This window comes from Roseibacillus persicicus, assembly GCF_014651675.1.
GTDB lineage: Bacteria > Verrucomicrobiota > Verrucomicrobiia > Verrucomicrobiales > Akkermansiaceae > Roseibacillus > Roseibacillus persicicus.
Genome location: NZ_BMXI01000021.1, coordinates 29,237 through 49,012, shown reverse-complemented (window position 1 = coordinate 49,012; position 19,776 = coordinate 29,237). Strand labels below are relative to the sequence as shown.

The 19,776-nt window shown below is 56.3% G+C and carries 20 protein-coding genes; 14 read left to right on the top strand and 6 right to left on the bottom strand.

The features are described 5' to 3' along the window. The first annotated feature begins 11 nt into the window (after positions 1–11). The 7 genes from IE099_RS19215 (at position 12) to IE099_RS19185 (ending at position 5,824) form a co-directional block, all read left to right on the top strand. Positions 12–707 (top strand): NAD-dependent deacylase, encoded by a 696-nt coding sequence (locus IE099_RS19215; protein WP_189573924.1) that lies wholly within the window; start codon positions 12–14, stop codon positions 705–707. A 65-nt stretch (positions 708–772) separates the two neighbouring features. Then, positions 773–1,621: a carboxylating nicotinate-nucleotide diphosphorylase gene (nadC, locus tag IE099_RS19210; protein WP_189573921.1), complete on the top strand. Its 849-nt coding sequence runs from the start codon at positions 773–775 to the stop codon at positions 1,619–1,621. Positions 1,622–1,626: 5 nt separating this feature from the next. After that, a complete protein-coding gene (locus IE099_RS19205; RefSeq protein ID WP_189573918.1) occupies positions 1,627–2,373 on the top strand; it encodes a biotin--[acetyl-CoA-carboxylase] ligase in 747 nt (248 codons plus the stop codon). Between the two features lie 57 nt (positions 2,374–2,430). Next, positions 2,431–3,285 (top strand): 50S ribosomal protein L11 methyltransferase, encoded by an 855-nt coding sequence (locus tag IE099_RS19200; protein ID WP_229809601.1) that lies wholly within the window; start codon positions 2,431–2,433, stop codon positions 3,283–3,285. 78 nt (positions 3,286–3,363) lie between these two features. Continuing rightward, a complete protein-coding gene (locus IE099_RS19195) occupies positions 3,364–3,849 on the top strand; it encodes an Lrp/AsnC family transcriptional regulator (protein ID WP_189573915.1) in 486 nt (161 codons plus the stop codon). Then, positions 3,846–5,018 (top strand): aminotransferase class I/II-fold pyridoxal phosphate-dependent enzyme, encoded by a 1,173-nt coding sequence (locus IE099_RS19190; protein ID WP_189573911.1) that lies wholly within the window; start codon positions 3,846–3,848, stop codon positions 5,016–5,018. Before IE099_RS19195 ends, IE099_RS19190 begins: the two co-directional genes overlap by 4 nt. A gap of 14 nt (positions 5,019–5,032) precedes the next feature. After that, positions 5,033–5,824 (top strand): CAAX prenyl protease-related protein, encoded by a 792-nt coding sequence (locus IE099_RS19185; RefSeq protein ID WP_189573908.1) that lies wholly within the window; start codon positions 5,033–5,035, stop codon positions 5,822–5,824. A gap of 55 nt (positions 5,825–5,879) precedes the next feature. Here IE099_RS19185 and IE099_RS19180 read toward each other — a convergent pair whose 3' ends face one another. Both IE099_RS19180 and selA read right to left on the bottom strand, forming a co-directional pair. Beyond that, the gene (locus tag IE099_RS19180) at positions 5,880–6,755 is read right to left on the bottom strand and encodes a VPGUxxT family thioredoxin-like (seleno)protein, type 2 (protein WP_267462209.1); all 876 of its coding nucleotides are present in this window, start codon (positions 6,753–6,755) and stop codon (positions 5,880–5,882) included. A 29-nt stretch (positions 6,756–6,784) separates the two neighbouring features. Next, a complete protein-coding gene (selA, locus tag IE099_RS19170) occupies positions 6,785–8,101 on the bottom strand; it encodes an L-seryl-tRNA(Sec) selenium transferase (protein ID WP_229809600.1) in 1,317 nt (438 codons plus the stop codon). Positions 8,102–8,120: 19 nt separating this feature from the next. Here selA and IE099_RS19165 point away from each other — a divergent pair, with 19 nt between their 5' ends. Genes IE099_RS19165 through IE099_RS19155 form a run of 3 tightly spaced genes read left to right on the top strand, consistent with a single transcriptional unit; the run spans position 8,121 to position 10,907 of the window. Further along, complete coding sequence (locus IE099_RS19165) at positions 8,121–9,308, top strand: LOG family protein (RefSeq protein WP_229809599.1); 1,188 nt, start codon at positions 8,121–8,123, stop codon at positions 9,306–9,308. Continuing rightward, positions 9,305–10,027 (top strand): TlyA family RNA methyltransferase, encoded by a 723-nt coding sequence (locus IE099_RS19160; RefSeq protein ID WP_189573895.1) that lies wholly within the window; start codon positions 9,305–9,307, stop codon positions 10,025–10,027. The genes IE099_RS19165 and IE099_RS19160 overlap by 4 nt, the downstream gene beginning before the upstream one ends. Before the next feature lie 28 nt (positions 10,028–10,055). After that, positions 10,056–10,907 carry an NAD(+)/NADH kinase gene (locus IE099_RS19155; RefSeq protein ID WP_189573892.1) on the top strand — a complete coding sequence of 284 codons (852 nt, stop codon included), beginning with the start codon at positions 10,056–10,058 and terminating at the stop codon, positions 10,905–10,907. Here IE099_RS19155 and IE099_RS19150 read toward each other — a convergent pair. The 3 genes from IE099_RS19150 to IE099_RS19140 form a co-directional block, all read right to left on the bottom strand. After that, positions 10,904–12,043 carry a hypothetical protein gene (locus tag IE099_RS19150; protein WP_189573889.1) on the bottom strand — a complete coding sequence of 380 codons (1,140 nt, stop codon included), beginning with the start codon at positions 12,041–12,043 and terminating at the stop codon, positions 10,904–10,906. The genes IE099_RS19155 and IE099_RS19150 overlap by 4 nt on opposite strands. 9 nt (positions 12,044–12,052) lie before the next feature. Continuing rightward, positions 12,053–15,265, bottom strand: a complete 3,213-nt coding sequence (locus tag IE099_RS19145; protein WP_189573886.1) for an efflux RND transporter permease subunit — start codon at positions 15,263–15,265, stop codon at positions 12,053–12,055. A 79-nt stretch (positions 15,266–15,344) separates the two neighbouring features. After that, complete coding sequence (locus tag IE099_RS19140) at positions 15,345–15,890, bottom strand: rhodanese-like domain-containing protein (protein WP_229809598.1); 546 nt, start codon at positions 15,888–15,890, stop codon at positions 15,345–15,347. A 108-nt stretch (positions 15,891–15,998) separates the two neighbouring features. Here IE099_RS19140 and IE099_RS19135 point away from each other — a divergent pair, with 108 nt between their 5' ends. The 3 genes from IE099_RS19135 (at position 15,999) to IE099_RS19125 (ending at position 17,798) form a co-directional block, all read left to right on the top strand. Then, positions 15,999–16,223: a hypothetical protein gene (locus IE099_RS19135; RefSeq protein WP_189573883.1), complete on the top strand. Its 225-nt coding sequence runs from the start codon at positions 15,999–16,001 to the stop codon at positions 16,221–16,223. Between the two features lie 97 nt (positions 16,224–16,320). Continuing rightward, the gene (locus IE099_RS19130) at positions 16,321–16,947 is read left to right on the top strand and encodes a hypothetical protein (RefSeq protein WP_189573880.1); all 627 of its coding nucleotides are present in this window, start codon (positions 16,321–16,323) and stop codon (positions 16,945–16,947) included. After that, the gene (locus tag IE099_RS19125) at positions 16,947–17,798 is read left to right on the top strand and encodes an ion transporter (RefSeq protein ID WP_189573877.1); all 852 of its coding nucleotides are present in this window, start codon (positions 16,947–16,949) and stop codon (positions 17,796–17,798) included. The genes IE099_RS19130 and IE099_RS19125 overlap by 1 nt, the downstream gene beginning before the upstream one ends. A 431-nt stretch (positions 17,799–18,229) precedes the next feature. Here the strand turns inward: IE099_RS19125 and rpmB are convergent, their stop codons facing one another. After that, positions 18,230–18,493: a 50S ribosomal protein L28 gene (gene rpmB / locus IE099_RS19120; RefSeq protein ID WP_189574006.1), complete on the bottom strand. Its 264-nt coding sequence runs from the start codon at positions 18,491–18,493 to the stop codon at positions 18,230–18,232. A 143-nt stretch (positions 18,494–18,636) separates the two neighbouring features. On the opposite strand from rpmB, the gene IE099_RS19115 reads away from it, so the two are divergent. Further along, on the top strand, positions 18,637–19,776 hold the full coding sequence (locus IE099_RS19115) for an alpha/beta hydrolase (protein ID WP_189573874.1): 1,140 nt from the start codon (positions 18,637–18,639) through the stop codon (positions 19,774–19,776).

Below are 19,776 nucleotides of genomic sequence, written 5' to 3'. Positions count from 1 at the left end.
ATCAAAGGCGGATGGCCAAGATTGTGATTCTGACTGGTGCCGGTATTTCAGCGGAGTCCGGGTTGAAGACTTTTCGTGATGATGGTGGACTATGGGAAGGGCATCGCGTGGAGGACGTGGCGACTCCCGAGGCCTTTGGTCGCAATGCATCTTTGGTTCATCAATTCTACAACCAGCGAAGACGCGATCTGGCCGAGGTCGCGCCAAACGCGGCCCATCGGGCTTTGGGGGCATTGATGGCCTCGTCCCTTCACGAGGTTACGATCGTGACTCAGAATGTGGATGATTTGCACGAGCGGGGAGGCTGTCCTTCGGTTTGGCATATGCATGGGCAGTTGTTGAAGAAGCGTTGTGAGTGGTGTGGGGCGGTTTCGGATTGCAGCGAGGATTTGAGCCAAGACGACCGTTGTAGCGAGTGCGAGCAAACAGGCGGGATGAGGCCTGATATCGTCTGGTTCGGGGAAATGCCTTATTTTTTGGAAAAGATAGATGGAGTGCTCTCGGATTGTGATCTGTTTGTGGCGATCGGGACTTCAGGGGCGGTTTATCCTGCGGGAAATTTCGTGAACCTTGCCCGATTGTCCGGAGCGAGAACTTTGGAATTGAATCTGGTCCGGACCGATAACTCGGGAAATTTCGACGAAGTCCGCGAGGGACCCGCGAGCGTGAAGGTGGGGGAATGGGTTGAGGAGATCCTCGCTGATTAACTTATGAGCATTCGAGAGGGATTCGGGCTTGGAGCTTTCCCTTCCTTCCGCTCAAATGAAGGGGCATGGACGCTGCCGTTTCTCAATTGATCGATCTTGCTCTCGCCGAAGACATCGGCCCGGGTGATGTCACTTCGACCTATTTCGTGCCCGCCGATCGGCGATCCCGGGCCTATATCAATGCGCGCGAAGATGGGGTTTTGGCTGGCACGGAAGTGGCGGCCGAGGTCTTTCGCCGCGTGAGCGACGAGATTGAGGTTCGGGTGATGCTGGAGGATGGTTCGAAGGTCTCCCATGGGGCGCTCGTGATTGAGGTCTCCGGTCCTTCCCGTGCAATCTTGACCGCAGAACGAACCGCGCTCAATTTTCTGCAGCGCTTGAGTGGGGTGGCCACGTTGACGAGCCGATTTGTGAAGGCGGTGAGCGGGACCGATGCCCGCATCCTGGATACGCGAAAGACTACCCCGGGCTGGCGTTTGTTGGAAAAAGCCGCGGTGCTGGCGGGCGGAGGAACGAATCATCGGATGGGGCTGTATGACCGGGCGATGGTGAAGGACAATCACCTCGTGGCGGAAGGGAAGCTGGAATATCTCCAGCAGGCGATTGTGGCTCTCAAGAAGGACCATCCGGGCGTCGGGGTTGAGTTGGAAGCGGACCACCTGGAGCAGGTGAAGGACTTTCTCTCACTCACCGGAGTTGATTACATTTTGCTAGATAATATGACCCTGGGGGAGTTGAGAGAGGCCGTGCAAATGCGGAAAGGGGCCAGTCCTTCGCTGGAAGCCAGTGGAGGTGTCAATCTCACCACCGTGCGGGGAATTGCCGAGACTGGAGTCGACTACATTTCAGTGGGGGCGGTTACTCATTCCGCAGTTGGGCTTGATCTGGGCTTGGACTTCGTCGAGGAGAAGTAGCGGTCATGTCCTACGACTTGGCAGTGCTGCGCGGGCAGTTGGGGGAGAGGCTTCACTACTTTGAAGAAATCGGCTCGACCAACGAAGAGGCTCTGCGTTTGGGGCAGTCTGGAGCGATTGACGGCTCTGTCATCGTAGCCGAGCGGCAGCTTGCCGGGCGGGGAAGGAGGGGAGCTTCCTGGTTCTGTGGCGAGGGCAAGGGTTTGGCTTTTTCCATGCTATTGAGGCCTCAGTTTGAGCGTGCCCTTTGGCCCCGTTTGTCTTTGGTGGCTGGACTGGCGGTGGCAAAGGCTATCGAGGCTGCGGGTCTCTTTCCTGAGGTCAAGTGGCCCAATGATGTCCTTATTGGGGGGCGAAAAGTTTGCGGCATTCTGATGGAGGCGGAGAAGGATTTCGCCGTGGTCGGGATTGGTTTCAATGTGGGACAGGCAGACTTACCCCAGGAGCTAAGGGAGGTGGCGACTTCGCTGGAAACCGAGGGGGCGGGCGAACTGGCAAGAGAGACATACTTGCTCGGGGTTGAAGCGGCTTTCGTGAACTACGCGCGTTTGATCGCAACCGACTTCCCCTATTTGGTCGAGATGCTGCGGGAGCGCTGTGCTCTGGAGGGAAAGAAGATCGAGTTCCTGGTTGGCCAAGACAGACGGGAAGGCTTTTGCCAAGGAATCGGGGACGGCGGAGAATTGTTGGTGAGGAATGGCGGGAAGGTGGAACGGTATTTCGCCGCGGACCAGATCCGACCTCTTCTTTAAACGAAGAGAGTGAATTTTGAATTCGTCCTGACTCTTTCCTAAGGTTAGGGTGAGGGAATGATTTGGGTTTGGTCAAAGCTATCGTCGGTCAAGTGGATGGATGCTTGGGAAGAACGCTTCTATGGAAATCAGAATGCGGTCATTACCTTGATGAAGGGCGGGGCCAATTTGCGCGTGGAGGTTTACAACGAGACCCAGGAAGAGGCTGAAAAGCTGCGTGAATACTGGGGAGGTTCGGTCCGCAAAATTGCTCAAGAGAATTGGGTGGCCAAGTCCGCGGTGGTGAAGCCGCCCCTGAAGATCCGTAGTGAAATCGTGGTGACCATGGAAGGCGATGGACCTAAACTGGATCAGCTTCGCAAAGACTTTTCCGACCGATTGGTCATCTCCGTGCCGCCCGAAATGGCCTTTGGTACCGGCGACCATCCGACTACCGCCAATTGTCTGCGACTTCTGGTGGATGAGGCCCATCGCCGGAAAGGCACGGACTGGAACTTTCTCGATCTCGGGACAGGTTCCGGACTACTTGCCATCGCCGCGAGACATCTGGGGGCGCTTGCGATTGATGCGGTCGATTACGACGAAGCCGCCATCCTTGTCGCGCGCCGAAATTGTGAACGCAATGGTCTCTCACTGGAGGATGAGAGCGTCAAGGTCGAGGTGGGGGATGTCTTCGAGTGGGAGCCCGCCCGTCAGGCCGAGGTGCTCATTGCCAATCTTTTTTCCGATGTGCTTATCGCGGCCATGCCCCGGATTGCCAAGTGGCTGCAAGCGGAGGGGACCTTGATTGTTTCCGGAATTCTCAATGCCCAGTGGCCGGCCGTGCGCGAAGCCGGAGAGAAAGAAGGCTTGGTTTTCGGAGAGCCCGTGCAGCGTGGCAAGTGGACTACGGCACAAGGTCGCCACGGCTAGGCTTTTTCGCCGGGTTATCTAAATCGCAAGCCATTGTTGGGGCTCGACTTGTCGGTTGAGGCGGTCTATTTGCCAGCCATGTCGCTTGACCCGATGCTGGAAGTATTGAGGCGCGAGGGCCGTCAATCATTGGCGACCCTGGCGGAAAGGTTTTCTATCTCCGAATCCGATGTGCGCGCCAAGGTGGCGGCATGGGAGGCGGATGGTCTCATTCTGGGCTACCAGGCAGTCGTGAATACCGAAAAAGCGGCTGATGCAGGAGTCTCTGCCTTCATCGAAGTGAAGCTGACCCCCGAGCGCGGTGGTGGTTTCGACCGCTTGGCCAGCCGTATTGCCAAGTTCGAACAGGTGGAAAGCTGCTATTTGGCCAGTGGGGGATATGATCTCATGGTGCTGGTGAGCGGTGCCGACCTGATGTCGGTGGCTCGCTTCGTCAGCGAAAAGCTCAGCTCGATGGAAGGGGTTCTCTCGACCGCGACCCACTTCCGATTGAAAACTTACAAAGAAAACGGCTTTCTGTTTACCAGCGAGACCGAAGGGGAACGCCTGCCCGTAACACCATGAATTACGCTGAAAAAATTTCCGACCAAGTTGGCAAGGTCCCGCGCTCGGGTATCCGTGATTTCTTCGAGCTCGTGATCGGGCGCGACGATGTCATCTCCCTGGGAGTGGGGGAGCCCGACTTCCCGACCCCTTGGAATATTCGCGAGGCCGCTATCTATTCTTTGGAAAAAGGCCAGACCAGCTACACCTCCAATCTCGGTTTGCTGAGTCTGCGCAAGGCGATCTCCAAGTATTGCTCCAACTTCTTCGACGTCGACTACGACGCGGCGAGTGAGGTGCTGATCACCGTGGGGGTGAGTGAGGCTCTCGACTTGGCCTTGCGTGCTTTGCTCAATCCCGGGGACGAAGTGATTTATCATGCTCCTTGTTATGTCTCTTACTCGCCCAGCGTGGTGATGGCGCATGGCAAGGCGGTGGAGGTAACCACCCGCAAGGAAGACGGATTTGCGCTAACTCCCGAAGCGGTGAAGGCGGCGGTAACCGATCGCTCGCGGGTGCTGATGCTGAACTTTCCCACCAACCCGACCGGTGCGGTCTGCTCTCGCGAGCAGTTGGAAGGCATTGCGAAGGTGGCCATCGAGCATGACCTCATTGTCTTGACCGACGAGATTTATTCCGAGCTTCGCTACGACGACGAGAAGCACGTCAGCATCGCCAGCCTACCCGGCATGCGCGAGCGGACGATTCTGTTGCATGGTTTTTCCAAGGCCTTTGCGATGACTGGATTCCGTCTCGGTTACTCCTGTGCGCCTGCGCCGTTGACCGAGGCCATGATGAAGATTCACCAGTATTCCATGCTCTGCGCGCCCATCACCAGTCAGGCTGCCGCGCTGGAAGCGTTGGAAAATCCAGCTACTATGGAAGTCGTAGAAAAGATGCGTCTGGACTACAAACGCCGCCGCGACTTTATGGTTCGCCGTCTCAATGAAATGGGGCTGGAGTGTCACTCGCCCGGGGGAGCCTTCTATGTCTTTCCCGATATCACCAAGTTTGGCCTCAGCAGTAAGGACTTTGCGATGAAGCTTCTGGAGGAAGAGAACGTCGCCGCCGTCCCTGGCAATGCCTTTGGCGAAGGAGGGGAAGGTTTCCTCCGTTGCTGCTATGCCACCGCCTTTGACCAACTGGAATTGGCGATGGATAAGATGGAAGCCTTCGTAGGACGACTTTAGGAGACCCTGTCGGAATGGATTTCAAGAAGATCAGAGAGGATAAGAATCTCGCGCACGTGGTGCCCTTGATGGCCTTTCTGATCTTTATGGGTGGCATGGGATTTGTCGTCGGGATGTTCGACGATTTTTTCCGCGACCATTCCGACCTGTCCTGGTGGCGCCGTGATCCCGACCAGTGGATCTATCCTGCCCAGACTTTGCTTTGCCTGGGTCTCTTGATCTTTTGGTGGAAACACTACGACTTCAATTGGTCGATCAAAGGAATCGCGATTGGCGCGGTGATGGGGGCGGTTGGTATTGGCTTTTGGCTGCTGCCCACTCAGACCTACGAGTGGATGGGGTTTGCCTCGGACTCGGAAGTTCCGGGATGGATGAAGAAGCTGGGGGTGCAGGAGAGACTGGATGGATTCGATGCCCGAATGTTCGGTGCCAATCCACTCGCTTTCGATTCCGCTGCGGATTGGACTTCGCTGACTTTGCGCTTCTTCCGTGCGGTGGTGGTGGTGTCGCTGGTGGAGGAGATTTTCTGGCGTGGCTTCCTGATGCGCTGGTTGCTCAAACCCGAGGGGCATTATTGGAAAGTGCCTTTCGGCAAGCCGAGCTGGTTGACCTATGGGGTGACCACCTTGGCCTTTATGGTCGCGCATGCTCCCATCGATTACGCTGGAGCCATCGCGTTTGGGACCACGATGTATCTGGTCGCGATTTGGACCAAGAGTTTGGGAGCTTGCATCGTGATGCACGGCGTCGCGAACTTCCTGATGGGCTGGTATGCGGTCGCGACTGGAAAGCTCGGTCTCTGGTAGAAGGATGCCTCGCTTGGAAACTCGCGGGAGAGTTTCTTCGGTAACACGGCACCGTTCAAAGCTTCTCCCGCTGTCTGGGCGTCAGATAGCGCTTCGCCTTCTCGGGCTCGCTGCGAGCAAAGGCGTTGAGCTTCGTCTTTTGATAGGCCGTCAAGTCAGTCAACTTGGCGAAAGCGGTCCCTTGCAGCTGTCGCTTCTGATCCGCTTCTTTCGCCGGGCGATAGCCTTTTAGAGCGGCACCTCGAAAGACTTCATCCGCACACGAATCTTCCTTGGCCATTTTTACCAAACTCTCTTCCGTGATTTTGTCTTTATCGAAATAGACCAAGGTCACCTCCGAGCCCTTGAGCCATCCGGCTTCGGTCTCTACGACTCCCTCGATGCCTCCAATTTCCAATTCGCCCGTCCAGAAACAATGTTGTGACAGAGCGATGAGACCGGGGCGAATGGTCCCGGGTTGGACCAGGGGCAGAATTTGCGAAGTCTTTTTCGAGAGCGCGAGGGCTTCTGTCATGCGGGGAAGCAGCTGGGGAACTTTGAAAAGTTTGTCGCGCCGGGGCAGGAGGTCGCTTCCTTCGCCATTGAGAAAACGGACGACGGGAAAGTTCCAGGAGGGCTCGTGATACTTTTCCAACAGTTCAGCCTCTCGGCCGGGCTTGTTATTGCGAACGAGGAGGGGAATGAAATCCGTTTCGATGGATTCGACTACCAAGGGATGGCTGAGGACTTCGGACCCGAAGACTTTGCAAGGGCCTCATCCCGGGACTTCTTGAAAGAGGAGAAAGACGGGTTTCCCTGTTCTGGAAGCTTCGGCGAGAGCCTTGTCATGATCCGTTTGCCAACGGACAGCCCCAATTTCGGGCGGGGTGGGAGGGTTGGGAGTCGAACAAGCCACGAGGGTGGAAAATAGAAAGGGGAGGAGAAGCTTCATCTCGAAATCAGACGAGTGGAGGCGGGAAACTATTCCCGCTCGGGTTGCCGGAGAGTCCGCGGGTCGATGTGATGCTGGTCATCTTCCACCCGCGTAAAGAGGTGCGGCAGGTCCGGCTTCTTGGCAGTGCGCACCGCCACCGAGGGGAATTGGCTCTTTGGCATTGTTCCTCCTCCGGTAGCGCCCGTGGTCTCCACGATCTCCGAGGGTTCGCTGATTCGTTGCTGCAGATCTGCCGCTTTCCTCCGGAGGTCTTCGGGACTTTCGTTGAGCATTTGAAGCACGGGAACCAAGTCGATGCGGGTGGGGTCATCCTTGATAGTGAGGTAGTCGATCACGACCTCCTGAAGAGCGGTAAGAATCATCTTGTCGGGGCGGACCGCGCGATAGAAGGGCTCGCGCTTGATTTTCTCAACCAAGTCCGCGCGGCCTGCAATGATGCCCGCCTGGGGGCCTCCAAGAAGCTTGTCTCCCGAAAAAAGCACGAGTTCGATTCCTTTGCCCAGCTGCTCTTGCGGGCGGGGTTCGTGCTCGATGGGGGCGAGTTGGTCCGTGTTCATGAGCGCGCCGGATCCCAAGTCTTCCACGAGGGGAATGTGGTGGGTTTTAGCCAAGTCGAAGAGCTCCTCCAGCTCGGGTTCGCCGGTGAAACCACCGAGGAAGAAGTTGGAGCGATGAACCTTCAGGATGAGGGCGGTTCTGTCCGTGATTGCCTGTTCGTAATCGCGCAGGTGGGTCTTGTTGGTGGCACCTACTTCGACAAGTTTGGCTCCCGAGGTCTCGAGGATGTCCGGGATGCGGAAGCCGCCACCGATTTCCACGAGTTCGCCTCGTGAAACAATGACTTCGTTTTTACCTTCCGCAATCAGGGCGCGCAGGGTGAGGACGAGGGAGGCCGCGCAATTGTTCACCACGGTTGCGGCTTCGGCATCGACGAGAATGGCGAGGGCTTCTTCGAGAAAGGCGCCTCTTTTCCCGCGTTTGCCGGTTGTGAGGTCAATCTCGAGATTACAGTAGTTGGTGGCGACATCGTAGACTGCCTGGGCCGCACGGTGGCCGAGGGGGGCGCGACCGAGATTGGTGTGAATCAGGATGCCGGTCCCGTTCAGGACGGGTTGCAGGCGCGAGCTTTCGAAGGTTTCCAAAGCATCCGTGATCCCGCTTTCTATTTCTTCGCGCGTGAGCTCTTCACCTGCCATTAGTCTTTCTCGAAAAGGGCTGAGCTGGCGTTTGATAAAGCCGGTGACGAGGGATTTGGGCAGCTGGGATTGCTGGGCAAGTCGTTGCGAAAGCTTTTCAACCGAAGGAAGCGCGGCCAGATTCATGTCCCTAACATGACCGAGCATGAGGAAAGATCCACCCTAGATGAAGGGAAAGCTTGGAAGCGGTGGTTGGGCAAATACTCACAAGACCCTTGCCGAAATTCGCCTGCCCTTCATTGTTCTTTCCATGGCACAGCATGTACAGCCGAGCAAGATTCCTGCTGAACGAGACTTTACGGCGGGAATGACCCGTTCGATGTCTTGTTCGTTCGTGGGGACCACTGGAGAGCGAACGCTTGACGACAAGATTATGGCCCTGGCCAATGAGATCGAGGATGACGGCAATCCCTGTTTGTTAGCCGAGATGATTACGACTGCGGTTCGCATCGCAAGGGGTCGGGTGAGCGAGTCGAACTTCAAGCTCATGAACCGTGCTCTGAAAGAGATGAGGGTGTCCGAGGAAGTTTTTCATCCCTATCGCAATTGTCGCAAAGTTGCCATCTACGGGTCGGCCCGGACCAAGCCTGAGGAGCCGGAATACCAGACTGCGGTGCAATTCGCGCGGCGGATGAGGGAGGAGGGCTTCATGTCGGTGACCGGAGCAGGTCCGGGGATCATGGCGGCGGGTAATGAGGGTGCGGGCAGGGATGATTCCTTTGGTCTAAATATCACTCTGCCCTTCGAAGCCTGCGCGAATGAGTTCATTGCCGGTGACCCGAAGCTCATCGATTACAATTACTTTTTCACCCGCAAACTGGCTTTCGTCAAAGAAGTCGATGCCGCGGTGGGGTGTCCCGGTGGTTTTGGCACCATGGACGAGATTTTCGAAGCTTTGACCTTAATCCAAACGGGCAAGGCTACTGTCTATCCCATTGTATTGTTAGATGCGCCGGGAGGAACTTATTGGAAGTTCTGGAACCAGTTTATCCAAGAGCATCTCCAACGTCTGAAGCTGATCTCCGATCACGATTTCGCCCTTTTTAAAGTTACTGATGATGTGGAGGTGGCAGTGGCGGAGATCACGGGCTTCTACCGGGTCTTTCATTCCTACCGGTATGTGGGAGACAAGCTGGTGATTCGCCTCCGGCAGGATCTGGGCGAAGAGTATCTCTCGCGCTTGCAGCTGGAGTTTGCCGATATCGTGAAGTCGGGGTCGATGGAGCTGTGTGGTTCTTTGCCCGATGAGGAAGACGAGCCCGAGTTGCTGGGTCTGCCCCGGCTGGTTTTCCGCCATCGTCGCGGCAGTTTCGGGCGCTTGCGCCTGCTCATCAATGCCATCAACGAAGCGTGAAAGAACGAGTGGATAGTTTGTTAGTTTCCCGTGGGCTGTGTGAGTCGCGGGAGGTCGCCAAGCGCCTGGTGATGGCCGGAGAAGTGTTTCTCGGCACGGAGCGGGTGAGCAAGGCGTCCAGTAAAGTCGCCCCTGATGCGGATCTGAGCATCAGGGAGAAACCCAAGTTCGTCGGTCGGGGTGGGCTCAAGTTGGAGGGCGCGCTCGAGCATTTTGGAATCGATGTGACAGATTTCGTTTGTCTCGATACCGGCTCCTCCACGGGGGGCTTTACCGATTGCCTCTTGCAGCGTGGGGCGTCGCGGGTCCATGCGGTGGACGTGGGTACCAATCAGCTCGTTTACAAACTGCGAACGGACCCGAGAGTCGTGGTGAAGGAGAAGTTCAACTCTCGTTACCTGACCGAAAGTGATCTCGGGGAGCGGGTCGATATCGCGGTTCTGGACCTCTCATTTATCTCGATGACCAAGGTGTTGCCGGCGGTGTTTTCGGTTTTGAAAGAGGGAGGTCAGGTTGTGGCATTGATCAAACCGCAGTTCGAGTTGTCCCGTGATGAAGTGTCCAAGGGTGGAATTGTTAGAGAGGAAAGCCTTCGTCAGAAGGCGGTTGATAAGATTCGCAACTTCGTGGTGGAAGAGTCTGGCCGCGAGTGGCGTGGAGTGATGGAAAGTCCAATTCAGGGAACAGACGGAAATGTCGAATTCTTGGGGTGGTTTTAAGACAAATTTAGGGCACAATCGAAGTTCGATGAATTTAGGGGTATTTGTGAATCCGCGGAAGCCTGATGTGGCGGATGCATTTGGGCGGGTTTGCGCTGCCTTTGAGAAGCGTGGGTGGACAGTCACCCTCGATGAGGAAGGAGGGGCGGTGGTCGGACGACCTGGGGTGAAGAGATTCTGGGAGGGGGCGGATTTGGTGATTTCCATCGGTGGAGACGGCACCTTTCTCGAGACCCTTCACCGCATGGGCGGCGCTCCGGTTCCGGTGGCGGGGGTAAATATCGGGCATTTGGGCTTTCTGACGGCTTGTCAGGATGAGGATGTGGATCAGTTGGCGGAAGTGGTCACCGGAGGACTCCATCTGCAGGTCGAGCGCAGTATGTTGCGGGTTCGGATGCGGGAGGAGGGTGGCAAAGAGCACGAGTTTCTCGCCCTCAATGAGGTGGTTCTGATGCGGGGAGAAACCGGGCGTTTGGTTTCCCTGGAGGCCAAGGTGGATGGGGAGATTTTGAATGAGTATCGCGCCGATGGACTGATTGTCGCGACTCCGACAGGTTCGACGGCCTATTCACTGGCTGCAGGAGGACCTTTGGTTGGGCCCCGGGCGGAGGTGATGGTGATGACTCCAATTTGCCCCCACACCTTGAGCGGGCGGGCTCTGGTCATTGGGGATGATTCGGTAGTCGAGTTGTCGCCGAGTGGAGATAGCCCCGAGCCAATTCTTTTCACTGTGGATGGACGCGATATCTTACGGGTTGCACCGGATAGCGTCGTGGTGGTGGACAAGGCTCCGAATCCACTGCGTGTGGTGCGCTTGCCCGGTCACTCCTTTTACGAAACCCTTCGCAAAAAGCTCTTGTGGAGCGGCGGGGGCCTCTAGGGGCGGACGACGAGAATAATCTCTTCCCCGCGAACCTCGATGGACACCTTGCGTTCGGGGTCGCGAAGGGAGAAGTAGCTGCGCAAGGCTTCAGCGACGCGGGGCGGGCTCTGCTCGCTACTGAAGCGGAGAGTCCAGGTGAGCGCTCCTTCGGCGAGCCTGGCCTCGTCGCCCACGAGGTTTTTCGATAGAGTTCGGGCGCTGGTTGGGTCCGAGCCTTCGAGGAGAAGGAGATACAGTGGAATCGCTCCGAGATCGCTGGGACCCTCGGATACAGGTTGGGTGAAGGGAAAGGCCAGGAGGGCGCGCGACGGGGTCGAGGACTCACTCCTGACTGCGGAGTAAGCTTCCGCGACCTTTGTGCCGGTGAGCTGGTCTAACAGGTGGAATTCACCGAAGGTGGAGAGTTCGTGGAAGAATGCGGGAAGACCTAACAGAATGCTTTCGCGAATGTTCTCATTGAGAGACGGAGGGTAGGCGGGCAACGTTTTCCGAAATTCCTTTTCCACTGAAAGAGCGAGAGTTTGGACCGCGAAGTGCCGGGCTAGAATTTGATCAACGCTTGCGGAGGAGGCGGGTGCTGGAAAGCGCTGGGAAAGCAAACGCTGGGCGAGAAGATTAACGAGAGCAGCCTGCTCGGGAGGGGAGCTGCTCTGGAAGTCGTGCATGATGAGGTTACGCGTAGGAGTGATGACTCCACGCACCTCGCCAGCTAGAATTGTGATGACGGTTTGGTCGAGAGGTTGAAAGGAGGGCAATGCGCCGATACGTTGGCAAATGGTATTCAGCGTGTCTTTCCCTTCCGAACTGAGAGTCGCGGTTACGCCCTCACTGACGACTTTGATGATGGTTTCGGCATCGACTGGCTCAAAGACCGGCGACTCGGTGAAGCTCATTCCCAAGTGTTCCTCCACCAGTGCCACCAGCTGGGGATCGGGGACGAGGTCTTCTTCCAGAAGAGGAGGGCGGGGAATGGGAGGAAGAGGCTCATCAAGTTCCTCAAAGTTGGACGGCAAAGGCGCCTGGGGCGCGGAATCCATAGCTTGCTCGGGTGGGGTAGGCCGAGTCTGAACGAGGATGATGCCGCCCACGAGAGCGAGACCGCACAGGGCGATGAGAAGGGGAAGGGGTTTCATTGAGGGCTTTTACTGAGCTGATGATTCCTCGGAGGCAACCTTTGTCGGAGAGCGATTCTCTTGAAACGGTTTGCGATACCAACGGTAAAAGCTGCCGAAGGCCCTCTTGATATCCTCCGTGATGAGATAGGCCGTGGGAATGAGTAGCAGCGTAATAAAGGTTGCAAAGAGAATACCGAATGCCAGCGAGATGGCCATCGGTTTGAGGAATTGAGCCTGCAAAGAGCGTTCCGAGATGAGCGGCATGAGGCCCGCAAAGGTCGTGAGGGATGTGAGCAGAATGGGGCGGAAGCGGCGTGACCCAGCCTGCAGAACAGCTTCGTGAAGGCTCATATCGCTTTCTCTTCGCCGATTGATGAAGTCGACCAATACCAGCGAGTCATTCACGACCACCCCAGTGAGGGCGAGGATTCCGAAGACTGAAAGCCAGGAAGGAGTCTGGTCCATGATGATGTGCCCGAGCATAGCGCCGATGATACCGAACGGAATCGCAAGGAGAACGAAGATGGGCTGCACGAGCGATTTGAAGGGAATGGCCAGGAGAGCGTAGAGGGTGAGAAGAAGAAGTATTCCTCCCAAAGAAGTGCGTCGCAAGGTCTCGCCATCGTCAGCGACGAATCCGGTGTAGGCCCATGAGAGGTTGGTGGAGGCCAAGAGTTTATCGATCTGCGGAGCCGCGTCCCTCGCGATTCCAATCACGTCGATTTCGTCGTCTCTCACTTGGGCGGTCAGCTCATTGACTTGCAGGCCATTGATGCGCTTCAAACGGCCCGGGGAGCGGGTGAACTTGATGTCGGCGGCCGCAGAGAAGGGGATTTCCGCGCCATTGGGGGCTCGCAGCACCAAGTTGTCCAAGGTGTCGAGCGAGGCGCGATCCTCTTCCGGCAGACGCACCATTACTCGAATGTCATCCCTTTCTCTTTGAATACGTTGGGCTTGTTCGCCGAAGAATGCGGCCCGGACTTGAGAGGCGAGTTCACGTTGAGTGAGGCCTAGCTCGGTTGCTCGAGGCTTGAGAGTGAGCTGAATTTCTTCGCGGCCTCGTTCGGCGTCATGCCAAGTGGAAGTGATGCCGCGGTCTCGGTAGCTGTCGAAGAGTTCTTCGATTTGGTCCATGGCAGCGATTTTTTCCGGGGAATGGGGACCGCGGACCTGAACTTCGATCGAGCGGCCCGAGTCTTCACCAAAGCGACCGCCACCCATTTCGCCAAAGATATTGAAGCGTCTCACTTCATCATCAATGGGGCCCATGATTTCCCGATAACGGTCGGAGATATCAGAATTTCGGAGCTTGGAAAATTGCTCGGCTCGTTTTTCCGGAGGGAGAAGCTCAAAGGCAATCGAGCCTTGCTGAGGATCGTTGTTCGGGCGGGAATGCCAACCTCCCGTAGAGGTGATGATGTTGGTGATGAGCGATTGGCCGGTGGTGGGATCGGAGTATTCCTCCTGGAGCTGGAGGGCGGCCTGATACATGCGGGCCACCATTTTGTCGGTCTCTTCGATTGGGGTGTCGCGGGGGAGTTCAACCCAGGCATTGATCATATCCCGGTCGATGGAAGGAAGGCTCACGAAGCCCAAATGTCCGCCTTTCCAGTAACCGACGAAGGCAATGGCAATGGCCGCAAAGAGGGAAACAGCGGCATAGCGGTAGTGGAGGCAGAGATTGAGGATGGGTTGAAACACCTTCTCCACGAAGAACTCCAGACTACGGGAAATCTTTTGCTGAAAACGCTCGAACCAATTGAGCCGCGTTGTGTTTCGGTTGGTCTTCAGGTGCTTCAGGTGACTCGGGAGGATCAGCTTGGACTCGATGAGGGAAAAGAGCAGAACAGGAGCGACTACCGGCAAAATGGGCTTGGTGTAGGAGGCCCAGGAATCCGGCATGAACATTAGAGGGATGAAGGCGACAATAGTGGTGATGATGCCAAAGGTGACGGGCGTCGAGACCTCCTTGGTCCCCATAATGGCCGCGTCGGTCGGTTCCAACCCCTCGCGAAGCTTGGTGTAGATATTTTCTCCAGTCACGATCGCATCGTCGACGACAATTCCCAAGACGATGATGAAACCGAAGAGGGACATCATGTTGATGGTGGTGCCGAGAATGGGCATGAAGATGAGACCGCCGGCAAAGGCAACCGGAATACCTAAAAGAATCCAGAGAGCCAACGTGGGGCGGAGGAACAGCCCCAATACAACCAAGACCAACAGGGCGCCTTGAACGAGAGACTTGATGAGGGTGGAAAGTCTGCCGCGCAAAGCTTGTGAGTCGTCGTCCCAGATGGACAGGTGCACTCCGGACGGAAGGCGGGAGGCGGAGGATTTGACGTAACCTTTGACAACGTCCGCAATTTCCAGCGCATTCTGATCCCCGATGCGATAGACCTCTACCAGCAGGCAGGGGACGCCGTTGAAGCGGACGATTTTTTGATTCTCTTCAAAGCCGTCTTTCACGGTGGCGACATCGCCCAATCGAATCTCCGCTCCGTCCCGGGAACGGAGCACGATGTCTTCGAATTGTTCGCGGGAGTAGGCTTGGCCAGTGGTGCGAATCAGGACACTGCCACCCGGAGTCTGGACTTGACCGGCGGGCAGGTCGATGGAGGAGCGGCGGATGGCATCGGTGATATTGCTGAGAGAAAGGCCAAAGTGAAGCAGCCGGTCCGGCTTGGCCTCGATGGAAATTTCCGCCGGGGAATTGCCGGCAATCTTGGCATTCGAGACCCCGGGCAGGGCCGCGACTTGATCCCGGACCAGTCTGCTGGCTTCAAGCAAATCGTGTTCACTGAGGTCGCCGACAACTGCGATGGTGATGACTTCACGCCATTCTTCCGTGGCAGGCACGCGATAGCGGGGGCGCTCGATCTCGGAGGGGAAGGTGTTGACCTGATCGACGCGGGCTTTCACCTCCTCGAGGAGCTCTTTGGGATCGACGCCGTCCTTGGCTTCCACCTCAATTTCGCAGCCGCCCCGATTGCTCTCGGTTCGCAACCTTTTCACTCCTGCCAAGCCCTCCAGGGCCTGCTCGACGGGGATGGCGACATCCCGCTCCACATCCGCCGGGCTGCCTCCACGGTAGCTGATGTTGACTCGAACCTCTTGAAAGACTTCGTTGGGTTGTATCTCGTAAGGAATCTTCTCCAACGCAAACCAGCCTGCCACGATCAGAATCGCCACCATCAGGATATTGGTGGCGATGTCGTTCCGGGCGAAAAAGGAGATCATAGGCGTGCGTTGGCTAAATGAAACGTGGCGGATGGCCGATCGCTATCAAGTGGAGAAAAAAAGACACAGGGAGCGGGTTTTAGTCCATCTCCAATCGGTATCTTGGCACGGATTGGTCCGCCTCCCGGGCGTAGGCGTCGATTCCTCCAGCTAGGGCGTGAGTGTTCTTGAGGCCGTGTCCCCGAAACCAGGAGACATGATCCAGAACAGATTTGCCCGAATGGTCGTAGAGAACGATGTGCTGATCTGGATTCTCTGCGGAGAGGGTAGCCAAGGTATTCTCGGTCATCAGGAGAGAAGGCGTGATCTTGACCGCGTCGTGCTCCTCCCGGGTTCTGGTGTCGACCAGGGTCAGGCTTTCTCCTGAGTCGAGCTTCCCCTTGAGGTCGAGGGGGGAGAGGAGGAGTTCTTTCTCCTCCTCGTGACTCTGCAGTATGGTCTGGGAAACGGTCTGCAGGTCCAGATCGTGTTGACGGCAGACCTCAGCGAGGGAGTCGTCCTCCGAAAAGGCGCAGGACTGGCAGCCACCGATGTGGAATGCCGCGAAAAGGGAGCGGCGGGCGGAGGGAAATTCGTCCAAGAGCTCTCGCATGGGGCGATTGGGATCGGGAAGAGTGGCGTTCATTTGTTTGGAACTATCGTGGCAAGCCTTGGAAAGGTCCAATGTGGATTTTTGAAAAGCCAAAATTAGCGCTCCATATTGCAAGTGAAAGAGGATAAACTGATGAGGACGATGAGTTGGCGATTGGATTGGGTATTGTTGGCAACCGGCTTGATTAGTCTGGGGCTCACCATGATCCAGAAGGGGCGGACTGATCTCCTGTCCCTGTTGGGGGATGAGGGGGATTCCGTTTCTGGCCTTCTGGCGAGTGCTGGAGGGCTGTTGGTGCCGATTTCTCTTTTGGCTGCTTTTGTCGGTCGTCTTGGGTGGCGGGTTGTGACGCGGACTTGGCGATAGGGCGTGCGCCTGAGGCCTGGTTGGCTGCGTAGAGCTGTTCCAAAATGCGGCGAATTTTCAAGTTTGGGAGAGCTGGGCGATTGTGCTAGAAGACCTCATGCGAAGCTTGAAGGGATGGCGATTGGTGGTTCTTTTGGGTGCCCTGTGCGTGTCTTCCTGTGGGAGTTCAAAGAAGGCTCCTACTGCCAGCGAGAGCGCCGGTCGGATTGTCGACTACAATGATGAGGCGGCTGGCCAAATGGCGATGGAGAAAAAGTATGCCGACTACAAAAACGATGTCGTCCTGGATAAGGACGGGCGCGTAGGCAAAGACTCCAAGCGAAGCAATTTCGAAGGCAAGCAGCTGACGACGATCGGCGGAGGTTGGGCAGGAAAGGAATACGCTGCCAGTCGCTACGCGAAGAAGAGTTGGCAAGGCACCAAGGGGTTCGACCGTTCTCAATTCTCAGGCAAGTCCTCAAACCGTTGGGATGACCAGGAATGGTTTTTGCAAAAACAGGCACAGGAGGCTTCGTCTTCCTTTGAGAATGGAAAGGCCTACGCCACTTCCAACTATCGTACGGGGAGCGCCTCCGAGCAGAGTGGCTACCGTATGTCGAAGTCCAACAACGTCCAAACCGATATTCGTCGTGAGGTCTTTCAACAACCGCTCAAGATGGACAACGAGGATTATGAGAAGATGTCTCTGAATGACAGCAAGCGCCTCCTGGGTCGGGACGAGTGATGAGATTACCCGAAGAGGAGTCCGCCGAAGGGGCAAACGGGCTGAAACAGAAGATTTGGGAGATCGTCTTTGAGGCCGAGACTCCGGCGGGAAAGTTCTTTGACGTCGCCCTGCTGTGGTTGATTGCGGTCAGTGTGGTGGTCGTCATGCTGGAGAGCGTCGAGACGATTCAAGCGTCCCATCGCTCGCTTTTTTTTACCTTGGAGTGGGTTTTCACGATTCTCTTCACGGCGGAGTATCTTGTGAGGCTGTGGTTGGTGCGGCGGAAGCTGCGTTATGCTTTGAGTTTTTACGGGGTGGTGGACCTGCTCTCGTGCTTGCCCACTTATCTCACTCTTTTGTTTCCGGGGGCGGGGGTGCAGTCCCTGCTGGTCATTCGGATCTTGCGTCTTTTGCGGATGTTCAGGGTTCTCAAGATGGTGAGCCACGTTCATGGAGCCAATCTCTTGGGCCGCTCTATTTATGCGAGCCGGGCCAAGATCACCGTGTTCCTGATGGCGATGGCGATCTTTGCGGCAATCGTGGGCACCCTGGCCTACATCTTGGAGAAGGGGCAGGGTGGGGGAATCGATAGTATTCCCGCAGGCATCTACTGGGCGGTCGTGACGATGACCACCCTGGGATATGGTGACATCACGCCGGTGACCACGATGGGGAAGTTTTTGACTGTCTTCACTTCATTATCCGGATTTGCGGTTATTGCCGTTCCAACCGGAATTTTTGTTTCGGAAGTAGCGAACGCGATCGAAAAGGAGGAGGAATACACCGTAGCTTGCCCGGGTTGCGGCTCCAGTGGACACCTCCCCGACGCCCGTTTTTGCCGGAAGTGCGGCGAGAAGCTGGAAGGTTGAGGATGGCTTAAGCAAATGAAGAGCGTTCCGCAGTCCCTTCGAATTCTGCTAGTCCATGGAGGTCTAGTGATCGTCTCTTTCCTCCTCTATCTCACCCCTCTCGCTCACAAACCGGGAGCGATGCACCCATTGCTTCTGCTTCCGTCCGTCTATCTGGTATTCTCGGCTATTCCCTTCGGGTGGGTGATCATTCGTGGCATTGTTGAGCTTGGTCGTAAAGAGAGTGTCGTTGGCTCTCGAGTGGCCATTTGGGTCAGCTTGATTTGCTTGGCCCTGGTGATATGGGGTGCGAGTCGCTTGTTGGAAAGAGCGGTAAGCGTGTGAGCGCATAGACGCAAAGCGCCAATCTTTGGGAGCAGGGAGCTGGACACGAAAAAAGACGACCTCTTGCAGGTCGCCTTCTTTTTAAAAGTGATTGGTAAGGTTGGGGCTTAAATCAAGCCTGCCTTTTTCAAGGTCACGTACGCACCGTTCTTGTTGATGGTGCGGAGTGCTTTGGCGGTCAGCTTGACTTTGACGAACTTATCAAGCTCGGGAACCCAAATGCGCTTAACGTGCAGGTTGGGGGTAACCAACCGCTTGTTGACCTGAGTAACGTGGCGTCCGATACCGCCCTTTTTCTTCGCCAAACCAGAACGGTGGATCCTACGACCAACGCGAACCTTCGAACCTCGGATGCTGCAAACTCTCGACATAAAATTTCCCCCGTGTTGCGGGGCGGGGAGAAAAGGGTTTTTCGGGCGACGGGTCAAGATTTTTCGACGCTGTGATTTTGTCCTCCCTGACTTTCCAGAGCAATCTCGTCGCCAAACTGGACGAAGCGTGGTTTTTTAACAGGATGAAAAGGTGGTTACTCTGGTTATTGACCCTCACAGCGGTCACGGGAGAAGAATTTACCCTGAAGGTGGCAGGGGTTGAGGACGAGATATTGGTGTCATTGCCTGGAAATCATGATGCGGCCAAGAGTTGGCCTGCGGTTTTCTACTACCACGGAACCAACGGACGTCCCGATACTTCGTTGATTCGAGCTCACACTGGCGAGGATGATTGGATTGTAGTGGGGATGGGATATGCCAAGCGGGGAACCTTCGTGCAGACGCCGGCTGGTCTGGCGGATGAGGTGAAAGTCCTCAAGGAGGTTCGAGCCCGCCTGATAGATCGTGCCAATCTCGACCCCTCCCGAATCTATCTCTCCGGCTTTAGTAAGGGGGGATGGGTCAGTGGTTTGCTTTTGCAGTCCGAGAGCACTCTGGCCGGGGCCGCCATCTTGGGGGCTGGTCACATGACTTCGGTGGAAAGTGTCCCCAGACCGTTGAAGAAAGGAACTCCGGTGTTCGTCGGCGTGGGGCGCTACGATCGCAACTACCCCTTTGGTCTCCGGGCGTTGGTTTTTTATCGTCAGTTGGGTGCGGAGGTCGATTTTGAAGAGTGGCGGGGTATCGGGCACAAGTTTCCCAAGGCGGGTTCCCGCGGTTTGATGGAATGGCTCTCCTTGCAATTGGGGCAGGTTTCTTCGGATGATGAGCTCGAGGAACGTTTGAAAAGCCTATTGGCTATGGAAGACGGTTTCGAGAAGTGGTGGCGTCTCCGCGAGCTGGCGGAGAGTCCTGCGGTAAGAGCGAAGGAAGGTTGGAAGGAGAAGGTCGAAGCTCACCGCATTGCAGCGGAAAAGGATCCCAAGATTGCGCGAGAAGCTCGGATCTTGAAAGAAAGCCGTCGTTTACTGGTTCGGGAAATCGGTAAAAAGTCGCTCAAGGATCTCGAAGAAATCACGATTGGTTACGCCCGTATCGCAGAGTCTGCAGGGGATTCTCCCCAAGGGGTGGTCGCAACCAAGGACTATGAGCGAGTGTCCGAGATCCTCGATCTGGCCAAGAAGCAATACGGCGACTTGGAAGAGCGCGCTCAAGCCGACGAGGTCAAGCCGGAGCTGCCTGAAGAGAAACGTCGTATTCCCGGTAACCCCTTGGTGCGGTGA